Origin of the sequence: Sporosarcina saromensis, from assembly GCF_033253735.1 — a bacterium.
GTDB lineage: Bacteria > Bacillota > Bacilli > Bacillales_A > Planococcaceae > Sporosarcina > Sporosarcina saromensis.
In genome coordinates, this window is the sequence record NZ_JAUBDI010000003.1 from 117,349 (window position 1) to 129,200 (window position 11,852).

Annotated in this window: 9 protein-coding genes; 8 read left to right on the top strand and 1 reads right to left on the bottom strand. The window is 41.4% G+C overall.

Translation table 11 applies throughout. From position 1 onward, the window contains the following. Positions 1-31 precede the first annotated feature (31 nt). From QT711_RS05025 to QT711_RS05035, 3 genes are all read left to right on the top strand, one after another. Complete coding sequence (locus tag QT711_RS05025; RefSeq protein WP_317942424.1) at positions 32-1,720, top strand: methyl-accepting chemotaxis protein; 1,689 nt, start codon at positions 32-34, stop codon at positions 1,718-1,720. A gap of 395 nt (positions 1,721-2,115) precedes the next feature. Beyond that, positions 2,116-2,292, top strand: a complete 177-nt coding sequence (locus tag QT711_RS05030; protein ID WP_317942425.1) for a hypothetical protein — start codon at positions 2,116-2,118, stop codon at positions 2,290-2,292. Between the two features lie 207 nt (positions 2,293-2,499). Then, the gene (locus QT711_RS05035) at positions 2,500-3,588 is read left to right on the top strand and encodes a CapA family protein (protein WP_317942426.1); all 1,089 of its coding nucleotides are present in this window, start codon (positions 2,500-2,502) and stop codon (positions 3,586-3,588) included. Positions 3,589-3,629: 41 nt separating this feature from the next. On the opposite strand, the gene QT711_RS05040 is transcribed toward QT711_RS05035, so the two are convergent. After that, positions 3,630-4,463: a C40 family peptidase gene (locus tag QT711_RS05040; protein ID WP_317942427.1), complete on the bottom strand. Its 834-nt coding sequence runs from the start codon at positions 4,461-4,463 to the stop codon at positions 3,630-3,632. Between the two features lie 427 nt (positions 4,464-4,890). Here QT711_RS05040 and QT711_RS05045 point away from each other — a divergent pair, with 427 nt between their 5' ends. From QT711_RS05045 to QT711_RS05065, 5 genes are all read left to right on the top strand, one after another. Next, positions 4,891-5,979 (top strand): glycosyltransferase, encoded by a 1,089-nt coding sequence (locus QT711_RS05045; RefSeq protein ID WP_317942428.1) that lies wholly within the window; start codon positions 4,891-4,893, stop codon positions 5,977-5,979. Positions 5,980-6,229: 250 nt separating this feature from the next. Beyond that, positions 6,230-7,333 (top strand): amidohydrolase, encoded by a 1,104-nt coding sequence (locus QT711_RS05050; RefSeq protein ID WP_317942429.1) that lies wholly within the window; start codon positions 6,230-6,232, stop codon positions 7,331-7,333. A gap of 300 nt (positions 7,334-7,633) precedes the next feature. Further along, positions 7,634-8,635, top strand: coding sequence for a TAXI family TRAP transporter solute-binding subunit (locus QT711_RS05055; RefSeq protein WP_317942430.1), 1,002 nt, complete (start codon positions 7,634-7,636; stop codon positions 8,633-8,635). Between the two features lie 28 nt (positions 8,636-8,663). Next, positions 8,664-10,634 carry a TRAP transporter permease gene (locus QT711_RS05060; RefSeq protein WP_317942431.1) on the top strand — a complete coding sequence of 657 codons (1,971 nt, stop codon included), beginning with the start codon at positions 8,664-8,666 and terminating at the stop codon, positions 10,632-10,634. Positions 10,635-10,926: 292 nt separating this feature from the next. Further along, the gene (locus QT711_RS05065) at positions 10,927-11,664 is read left to right on the top strand and encodes an SDR family NAD(P)-dependent oxidoreductase (protein ID WP_317942432.1); all 738 of its coding nucleotides are present in this window, start codon (positions 10,927-10,929) and stop codon (positions 11,662-11,664) included. Positions 11,665-11,852: the final 188 nt, after the last annotated feature.

Below are 11,852 nucleotides of genomic sequence, written 5' to 3' on the forward strand. Positions count from 1 at the left end.
TTCAGTCACGGGTAAAATGGGGGGATGTACAATGAGAAAGTCTGTTTCTAGAAAAATGTGGGGTGGGTTTGGAGCAATTTTGTTATTGCTAATCATTGTGGGGGCTTTAAGTTTATGGATTACAATTGATGTCAATCAAAAATACGAAATGTTGCTTCAAGATGAAGTGAAAAAAGTGGATTTGGTCAATGAATTCATTCTGAAACAAAAAGAAATTCAAAGTGAAGTAAGAGGGTATATGTTGTATAAAGATGAGCAGTTTTTGACGAATCGCGAAGCCTACTTGGAGCGGTCAGATACACTCGTGCAAGAACTAGGTTCTATTATTTCAGGAGACCAAATGCAAACGCATTTTGAAGCGTTACAAGAATCCAATAAAGCATTTGTTGAATTACAAGACGTAATCGTGTCCAACACGAAAGCTGGGAAAGACGAGCTTGCGATTACAATTGGAAAATCTTCATCGAATGTCGGCAATATCGTATTGGATCGTGCAGAGATGATTAAGCAAGTTCAATACGATTCAATGGATAAAAAACTTGTTGAGATTGAGGAGAGAATGTTTGGTGCCATCATTTTCAGTGTATCTCTCATCGGGCTTTCCGTTATTATCGGGTTAATGATTTCGACAGTCATCAGTAGAAGTATTTCGAGGCCAGTACAAGTTGTAACGGATGGCCTGGATGCCATTGCAAAAGGAGATTTCTCCATTGATCCTCTTGTTGTCAAAAATAAAGATGAAATTGGTCTAATGGCGACGGCCTTTAACAAAATGGGGGCAGATGTCGCCAACATGATCAGAAGAATTAATGACTCTTCCATGCAACTCGCAGCTCAATCTGAACAACTTTCGGCAAGTTCAGAAGAGAGCTTAGCATCATCTGAAATCGTTTCCCAGACAGCAGAGCGCCAATTTGCAAGTAGTGAGCAACAGAAACAGATTACTGAACAAACTGCTTCATCAATGAATGAATTGACGATAGGTGTTTCTGAAATTGCAGCGAATAATGAACAGATGCTCCAGTCCGCTGAACAAGCTTCACAACTTGTCGTGAGAGGTTCGCAAAGAATTATGGGTGTGTCGGATCAAATGAACACAATTCATGCAACGATTCGTGAATCTTCAGCTATTATGGAAGAGATGGCAATACACTCAAATGAAATCCAAAAAATTACGACTTTAATTACTTCCATAGCGGATCAAACAAACTTATTAGCTTTAAATGCAGCAATTGAAGCTGCGCGGGCAGGCGAGCACGGCAAAGGGTTTGCGGTAGTAGCAGAAGAGGTAAGGCACCTAGCAGAACAGTCAAAGTCCTCAGCTGCTGAAATTGGAAAGATGGTTGAAAGAATTCAACATGCATCTACTCGTGCAGTTCAATCGATCAGCTCTGGAAGTGAACGAGTCGACGCAGGCATTGAAGCGTCCAAGCAATCCAATACAGTATTCAACGAAATTCAAAGCTCGGTCGGAGACGTCGTGGCAAAAATTGAAACAGTTTCTGCAGCGATCGAACAAATCCAGGCGATGGCAGAAGAAGTGATGAACGGTTCTTCGGAAATTCGTACGTTAAGTTTACAGACGACAAGTACAGCGAGTGAAACAAGTGCGGCAACGATTGAACAATTAGCCGTCAGCCACGAAATCTCCGAAAGTGCTCAAAGTCTTGCAAAGCTTGCAGAAGACCTCCAGCACGAACTTCAGCATTTTAAAGTCTAATAGGAAACTCTAGAGCAGGGAAAGAATACACCATTCTTTCCCTGTTTTTTGCCTTATGATTGGGTGTCTCTGGACGATTTACAGTTGTCTAGTGGAGTGTGAAATGGAGAGATTCGCGATTTGGCAGAATGAAGCGCATTGTTTACGTGAGTCGAAGGTCACGAAATGGCGATAACTTTGTGAATTCGATTGATAACTTCTTTTATGTAATCGAATAGATTGTGAACTCAATCGATAACGCTACTTATTCAATCGAATAGATTGTGAACTCAATGGATAACTCGAATACCTCTTCGATTGACGGTAGGTAAGATATCAAAAATGCAATTTCTACATACATCTGGTCAATCAGGGTATCTTGAAGGTGAGGGCAAAATTGAAAGGAGTTGAGAACCTTGAAGAAAAACGAGGAGAATGGCTCATCCAATCAACAAGTAACGAACGAATTTACGGGAATGCCTCAAGCAAAACCTTTTCCAGATTTCGAACCAAAGCAAAGTGCGGAGAAGCAAATAGCTCAATTTCAACAAACAGTAGAGAGTAAGAGTGAACGAAATAAATCGGATAAATAAAGGGGGAGTGTCCGGACGACCCATAACTGTGCCTCTCTTCTTGCTCAACATGCAGAAACGTTCAAAACTGCGTACAGTAAATAGATAACTTGACTGTACGCAGTTTCTTAACCTGCTCAACTTCATTTATCTTAAATTCGTGTGTTTAAAAAGAAATTCCTGAAGTATACTGAGACATATAGAGTCTAGTAGACAGGGGATAGTTGATTGAAGCAATTGGTACTACTATTTAGTATAGCTGTTACGAGCTGTTTGGTAGCTGGAGCAGGTTATATGAATGCTACTCATTCTCACCGTGTAAGTGATTTTGCGTTTATACAATGCCATCCCTCCATGCTAACTATGGAAGTACAAACTTCGAGACTAACGATTGGAATGATGGGGGATATTCTGTTACATCATCCTTTATATACATACAGTTCGTATGAAGAATCGTTCCGGCTTGTTAGCGAAGAGATGAAAAATATCGATTTTTTGCTAGCAAACCAGGAGTCGATGCCAGGAGGAACAGAACTCGGCTTATCGGGTTATCCATTGTTTAATAGTCCAAAGCATATCATAAGAGACTTGCAATTAGCGGGTGTTGACATGTTGTCAATTGCAAACAACCATACGATGGATCGATCAGAAACAGGTCTGTTAAACACGATAAAGCATATGAAAGAATATGGGATGCCGTATGTAGGCGCGTATGAATCTCTAGAAGATCGAGAGACGAAAAGGATTGTGGAAATAGAAGGCGTGCGAATAGGAATCCTCGCTTACACGTATGGGTTAAATGGATTGCCGGTTCCTAAAGGAAAAGAATACGTTGTTTCCCTATTGGATAAAGTGGGTATGGAAAAAGATATACAGGGAATTAAGGATGAAGTCGACGTAGTAATTGTTTCCGTGCACTGGGGTGAAGAATATTCATTACAACCTTCAGCAACACAAGAGGAGTTGGCGCATTGGTTTGCTGAACAGGGTGTCGATATTGTATTTGGACACCATCCTCACGTATTGCAACCGTTTACCCAAATTGAAAACACGAAGATTTTCTATTCACTCGGAAACTTTTATTCTGCCCAGCAATTTGACTCCACATTTGTTGGCGGTATTGGTAAGGTACAAGTTGCTCGTCATGAGATTGCGGGCAAAAGGTTCGTTGAAATAGGTGAAGCATCTTTTTACCCGACGGCTGTCCTAAAGCAAGAAGCGAAAGGTCCGTTTATTGTAGCACCTCTCCAACATGCTAGTACTCTGTATGACGAACAGTGGGTGGAAAGAATTGTAGGGCTCACTTTGTATCAATAAAAAACAAGCACCCGCTGTAGGAGTGCTTGTTTGACTATACATTATTTTGTCAAACGGCTCATGAAGATTTTAAATTCATTTGCTGTCACTTTTTTGTTAGTACCGAATGTTCCATCTGTGTAACCGGAAGTAATGCCATTTTTGTAAAGTGTGTTAATGTAATTATTTGCCCAGTTGGAGTGTGCCACATCTTTAAATGGCGTTTGACCTGCAATAATCGGCATGTCGTATGCTTCAACTAATACTTTTGCCAATTGGCTACGTGTCAAATAATCGTCCGGCATGAATTCGCCAGCTGAATTTCCAGAGAAAATGCCCGCTTCTGCCGCTGCAGCAATTACTTTGTATTGCGGGTGAGATGTTGTTACATCTTTGAATGCAGGACCATCAGTTGGTACTGACAAGTTCAATTCTTCCACTAAAATTTGCGCGATTTCAGCACGTGTTGCATAGTCGACTTCAGGTGCAGAAGCGATTGTTGTTTCTGCTTGGAAGTTGTTTACACGACGAGCGCCAATGTAGCGGCTTCCCCAATATGCAGGATCGTTGATGGATGAAACCATAACGCCTCTGCTTGTTGAAGCGTGAATGAATTTACTGGAGCCAACATAAATACCGACGTGGGAAGCCCCTTTGCCAAATGTATTAAAAAATACGAGATCGCCTGTTTTTAAATTGCTTTTAGATATTGCTTTTCCAGAAGCATATTGACTTTTCGTGTCTCTCGGAATGGAGACGCCTTCTTTTTTAAACACAAATTGCGTGTAACCTGAGCAGTCAAATCCTGCTGTAGTTGTTCCGCCGTATCGATAAGGTGTACCTTTATATGCACTTGCAGTCTGTATAAGTGAAGTTGCCGAACTCGCTGATGCCATGGCTGGAGTGGACGTTGAGAGTAAAAGACATGCAAAAACTAAAAACATCATTCTCTTCATAATCGCTTCTCAAATTCCCCTTTCGCACATTCTTTTGTCGTGTGCTTTATCTGTTGAGATAATCCTAACATAGCTAAACCTTCATTTCGGTTACAGAAACATTACAGAAACGTTACATTGTGCAAGATTGTGAGAAAACCTCTATTTTCGTAGCATGCAAGACTAGTTTTTATGTAATTCCCCATTCATTCGACAAGAAAAACTGGAATTCATGCTGGATTTTCGATAAATTGGTGGATGAATGTAACATAATCGTAATAGTCGTTCCTATGCAACACACCCGAAGGACAAAAGCATCTATGATACAATTTAAAAGATACAATTTAAAAGAAGAACGAGCTAACAGTAGATAGGAATGAATACATACATGAAAAAAGTAACCGTATTGAGCAATATGTATCCTTCAATTGAACATCCGACATACGGAATTTTCGTCAAGAATCAAGTGGAACTTCTGAAGTCTAAAGGAATAGACGTAGACGTCGTTGCCATTCAGGACCCTGCAAAAGGGAAAGTAGCGAATGTGAAAAAATACGCGAAATGGTTTATGAAGTCCTTGTTTCATCTAATGAAAAACAAGCGGAAGATTGCTTTGACGCACGCGCATTATGCGTTTCCGACAGGTTTTATTTCAATGATGGGCAAGAAGCTTTTCAACTTGCCGTATATCGTAACTGTACACGGCGGAGACATTGACAAAATGGCTTCCAAAAATGCGAGAATTGCAGCGATGACAAAGAAAATCTTACTGGCTGCAGATGCGGTTATCGTAGTAGGCGAACGTTTAAAAAAGGACGTCATCGAGCGTTTTAATGTGCCTGAAGAGAACGTTCAAGTCATGAGTATGGGCGTCGATACGTCTGTTTTTGTCCCACTGGAAAAATCGGAAGCGAGAAAAGAATTAGGCATTCCCTCTGAGCAAAAGATGGTGCTCTATGTCGGGAATATGATAGAGGCAAAAGGGATTTTAGAGTTGCTCGAAGCAAGTGCCATCTTGCAGAAGGAAGATCCCAACATTACGTTATACTTGATCGGTTCGGATAAAGACAAAGGATTTATGGAGAAGTTTCAGGAGAAAACAGCTTCCACAGCAGTTCCTGTCGTTCATCAGCTACCGATGCAACAACGAGAAGTTGCCAAATGGATTGCAGCAGCAGATTTGTTTGTCTTACCTTCACACCATGAAGGTTTTGGACTCGTTGCACTTGAAGCGATGGCAATCGGGACACCGGTCGTTGGAACTGATGTCGGAGGGTTGTCTTATTTGTTAGCGGATAATACAGGAATTCTTGTGGAACCGAGAAATGCGGCAGCGCTTGCGAAAGGGATGAGACAAGCCCTTACAGAGGTAGATGAAGATCGAAAACTCAAAATGGAAGCGGCCGTCAGCATGCATTCATATGATGTCATCGCAAAAAGATTGCTAGCCCTTTATGAAGGTATTGGGAATAAATAATGAACACAAAGTGGCAACATTGAATACAACTTCGTCTAGTTAATAAACGTCCAACCCTGTAGTACGTCTGCTTGTGAATGATCGCTTTATTCATATCTACTCACAAGTAAATCAATGAATAGCTTCAGTTACGTCAAATACGTTTTAAGTCAATGTAGGCATCATTAAAAGCCGTCCAATAAACGGCTTTTTTTCTTTGTTCACATCAGTTATCCTAAAGGAAGAAGAGATTTGGATTGGAGTGAGTTCATTGAGTATTCATACACAAATTGGGGACTGGTTTGACCATTTCCACGCGTACCCTGAAGTGAGCTGGAAAGAAGTTGAAACAACGAAGAAAATTTCAGAGATATTAACAGCGATGAATGTGAAACACCATACGTTCGATGATGTAACGGGTGTAATAGCAGAAATTGGTGAAGGAGAACGGATCATTGCCGTTCGAGCTGATATTGATGCTTTATGGCAAGAAGTCGATGGGACTTACCAAGCGAATCACTCATGTGGGCATGACGCAAATATTTCAATGGTGTTAGGTGCTCTTGCTTACTTACAGGAACAAGAACTTGGGTGCCGAATCCGCTTCATTTTTCAGCCAGCAGAGGAAAAAGGGAATGGGGCTAATTCGATGATCGAACGCGGAGCGGTTGATGGCGTATCCCATTTGTTTGGTGTACATCTACGACCAAAAGAAGAAATTCCATTCGGTAAAATTTCACCTGCTATTCATCACGGAGCCGCAATCTTTTTAGAAGGAAAAGTGAACGGAATAGACGCACACGGTGCACGACCACATCAAGGGAAAAATGCACTCGATCCGATTTTTGCAATTGCTGATTACATAAAGACCATTCATTTCTCTCCTTATGAAGCGTATTCAGCCAAATTGACGAAGGTCCAAGCGGGTGGCGAAAGCTTGAATATCATTCCAGGAACAGCAACTTTCGGGATTGACGTTCGCGCACAATCTAATACAGTATTAAAAGAATTAAGAGACCGCATTGAGCAAGGCATCCATTCAATTGGACAGCTTCATTCGGTTGCTATTGAATTGGAGTGGTCGGACTATACCCCGGCAGCAGAAGTGGCCGACGAAGCGATGGAATTAGCAAAGGAAGGCATTTTGGAGACGTTTGGTGAAGAGGCGTTTGCACCAGCAATTGTTACTTCCGGAAGTGATGATTTTCATTTTTACACAATCCATCGTCCGGACTTGAAAGCGGCGATGATCGGCATTGGTGCAGATCTGGGACCCGGGCTTCATCATCCAAAAATGACGTTCAACTATGACGCACTTGATATGGGTGCGAAAGTACTTGCTACTACTTTACGCAAAGCATCTTACCAATCTTAATCAGTAATCATCCATGCGGCATAAGGCTGTGTGGATGATTTTTATTGTTAAGGGAACGAGGAAGTAACGAATTAACAATCAGAATAAAGTGAAAATTGATTGATTTTTTAAGAGATTTTAGTATACTAGTAAGTAGATTCCATTTTTCATAGCGCAAGCACCTCTGAATAGGCTTGTATTGAACAAACGGTAGCTCGGTTTTTATCATACTTGTTTTCAATACGATGCATAACTTCTTTTAACAACCACTTTTGTAAGCGCTTACGAAATGATGGGGAACAAACAGAAGGGGGAACTACTGTGAAGAAGACTCGACTACAAAGTTTCGTACTCGTATTACTTGGAGCGCTACTCGTATTATCTGCATGTGGCGGTGGTAAGAAAAATATTGCAATCGGCCCACCTGCAAGTGAAACAAACAACGTGTCGAAAATTATTTTAGGGGCATACGGCATTGAGGATGGGGATTACAAGGCATTCCAAGAAGGTTTTGGAGCAGCTGCAGATGGCGTACAAGATGGGAATATTGACATTTCAATCGGTATTTTAGGACTTCCTGCAGCGAGTATCGAGAGCCTCCAAGCTTCTGCGGGAGATGTCAAAATGCTAAGTCTATCGGATGACGCAATTAAAAAAATCGAAGAACAATCAGGTTACAAGCGTTTTACAATTCCAAAAGAGTCATATGATTTCTTAACAGAAGATGTGGAGACGGTGACAGCCTACGCAATTTTAATGGGAAATACGGATACGATTGATGAAGAGCTCGGTTACGAGTTGGCGAAAAGTATGATTGAAAATGCGAGTGAAAATACGCACGCACAAGCAAAACAGATGATTCTTGAAAATGCATTGAATGGAGCGGAAGGGTTATTAATCCATCCAGGTGCGAAAAAATATTATGAAGAGCAAGGGTTAACTGTGGAGAATGAAGTGGCGACTGTTTCTGCTGACAAAAGTGATCGAAAAGCAGAATTTACGCTTGGTACAGGCAGTCAAGGTGGAACATATTATCCGCTTGGTGGAGAAATGGCAAACTTATGGAACAAATATATTGAAGGTATCAATGTAACGAATATGGAAACAGGGGCGTCTGTTGAGAATCTTTCGTCCATCAGCAAAGGACAGATGGATTTAGGGATGACGGTTCACGTACCAGCTTTAAATGCATTGAATGGTAAAGCGGACTTTGAAGGCAATCCGGTCACCAATGCAGCTTTCATCGGTCATATTTATCCTGAAGTTGTTCAAATTGTCACGAGAGAAAAGACAGAGATTAGTAGTTTCGATGACCTGAAATAAATTCATCTGCGTAGAAAGGCGGCAATTTATGAAAGAACAAAAGGTGGTAGATGCACAAGATATTCTTGAAAAGTACGACAAGGAAAGTCAGTTTCGTACGGAAATTGGTAAGTGGAAGTGGATCGTTTCATTTCTTGCGATTGCATTAACCGTTTTTCATTTGTATACGGGTGCGACGAGTGTATTGCCTTCTCAACAGCAGGGGGCAATCCATTTGGGCACCGCATTAGGCATTGTCTTTCTATTGTATCCGGCAAAGAAGGCGTGGCGGTCAACCCAGAAACATGTTCCTTGGTATGATGTACTACTGGCATTCACTGCTATGTATGTGTCTTATCATAAAATCATCTTTCTTGACGCCATTCAGCAAAGTATCGTATCAGGATACAGCTTGCTAGACATCATCATTTCAATAGTGGGTGTGCTTCTTGTTCTCGAAGCAGCTAGGCGGACGATCGGATTGCCGATTGTCATCGTGGCGTCAGTGGCAATTTTATATGCTGTATTGGGGAATTATGTTCCAACAAAAATCTTGTCCCATGCCGGATTTTCAGTAGACCGAACGATGGCGACACTTTGGTTCCGGGAAAGCGGTGTTTTCGGCACGCCACTACAGATTTCCGCGAAATTCATCTTTTTGTTCCTGTTTTTTGGTGTGTTGCTTGTCAATACACCTATTGGGAAATTCTTTAATAACTTAGCTTTTTCACTTACAGGTCGCTATACTGGCGGAACTGCCAAAGCAGCAGTGGTTGCGAGTGCATTACAAGGAACTGTTTCGGGAAGTTCTGTCGGGAATACAGTTGCTACGGGAAGTTTTACGATTCCGATGATGAAAAGAGCCGGTTTTAAACCAGAATTTTCTGCAGCGACAGAAGCTTCTGCGTCAACAGGCGGACAAATCATGCCGCCAATGATGGGTGCAGCAGCATTCATTATGATGGAATATCTCGGAGTCAGCTATGCCACAATAATGTTAGCCGCGCTTATTCCAGCGATTTTGTACTTCACAGGCATTTTCATCGGCACGCATTTTGAGGCGAAAAGATTGAAAATACTCGGATTACCAAAGTCGGAGTTGCCTGTCTTTAAGAAAATTTTTGTGCGGGATGGCTATATGATTGTGCCATTGCTCGTTATTATTGTCACGATTATGTCTGGTTTCACTCCGCAGCGAGCAGCTTTATTCGGTATCCTTTCAGCGTTCATCATCTGGCTATTTAATGCACTGATCCGGAAAGAATCGGAATTCAATTTTAAGCGGATCTTGTACGTGTTGGAGCAAGGTGGTAGAGTGGCGCTTCCTGTTATTGCCGCGGTTGCTACGGCAGGAATCATTGCAGGTGTGGTCAGTATGACAGGACTAGGGGCTAAATTTGCTGCAGGCATTATTGCATTATCAAATGGGTATCTCATTTTAGCATTATTTTTTACAATGATTGCTTGTATCATATTAGGAATGGGCTTGCCGACTACTGCAAATTATGTTGTGACAGCAACGATCGCCGCGCCTGCTCTTATTAATGAATTCGGCATTGCCCCGATTGCTGCGCATATGTTTGTATTCTACTTTGGCATCGTAGCAGATATTACGCCGCCTGTTTGTTTAGCTGCGTATGCAGGAGCAGGAATTGCGAAGGCAAATCCATTTAAAACAGGTACAACCGCCGTAAAATTAGCCATCGCAGCTTTCATTATTCCCTATATCTTCATCTACAACCCGATTCTTGTCTTTGTAGATGTCACACCGGTAAAACTTATTTTAGGTTTGTTAACGGCACTCATCGGCATGATGGGGGTGAGTAGCGCTGTTATCGGTTATTTCATACGGAATTGTCGAATGATTGAAAGGTTATTCCTTTTTACAGGCGGTTTACTGTTAATCATCCCTGAACTGACGACAAGTACAATAGGGCTCTTGCTCATTACAATCGTCTGGTTCATTCAACGCAGAAGACCCAAAGAACAAGGAGTTGTCCAGCAAGAAATAACGGTTTAATCGTATACTACATCACTAAATAGTTAATAAAGGTAGTCGGAAGATGAATTCCTGCTACCTTTTTATTTTCGCTAGTAGGCAAAATTGCATCAGTATGGTCTTAACGGCATTGGACCGTTTATTACCAATAATTTTTTGAAGTTTTTAGTGAATAATTAGCTCTTTACCTGTACATAACAAGCATCGACAAACAAATGACAATTTCTTGGAATCGAGTCTTTACGGTTGAGTTTCATTGTAAAAAGGATTATTATTTAAGTGTTAAATTAAATTGAGAATTGGAGCGGTAAACATGAACAGATTCCAAGATAAAGTTGTATTCATTACAGGTGGCGCATCCGGTATGGGTGAGAAAATGGTAAAATTGTACGCTGCTGAAGGCGCGAAAGTTGTAGCTGCTGATATTAACGAAGCTGCCTTGACTGAAAAATGGGGTTCTTATGATAACGTAATGACGGTTGTGCTAAATGTTACAGACGACGCACAATGGGCAGAAGCGATGAAAAAAGCAGTCGATTCTCTTGGCAAAATTGATATCCTCGTTAACAACGCTGGTATCTCTACTGAAAAAGGAATGAATGACATTACAATCGAAGACTGGCGTCGCCTGTCTGACATCAATGGATTCGGTACATTCCTCGGAATGAAACACGCATCTCAATACATGAAAGAAGCAAAAAAAGGTTCAATCGTGAACATTTCTTCTTACACGGCTTTAATCGGCATGGGACTTAACCCATATTCAGCATCTAAAGGGTCAGTTCGTGCTATTTCTAAAGCAGCTGCAGCAGAGTTTGGACAACATGGAATTCGGGTTAATACGATTTTCCCAGGCATTATTGAAACTCCTATGACTAAATCTCTTGAAGACACGAAAGATGTTGTCAATGCACTTATCCGTATGACACCATTACAACGTCTAGGTCAACCAGAAGATGTTGCGAATGCAGTTCTTTTCTTGTCATCTGATGAAGCATCATATATTTCTGGTGCGGAATTAGTTATTGATGGTGGATACTCAGCACGATAATTACCTTATAACAGCCACACCACCTCGATTTAGTGGATGTGGCTGTTTTTTGCTATTATTTTCTTCTACTACAATAGACATTTGTATACCTTTTCTGAAGTGCATTTATTGGCTAAAGGCATGCGGCGCGTCTCACTAACTTCGCTTCTCAAAATCTCCGCGTCCATAAGCAAACGCCGCATAACTCG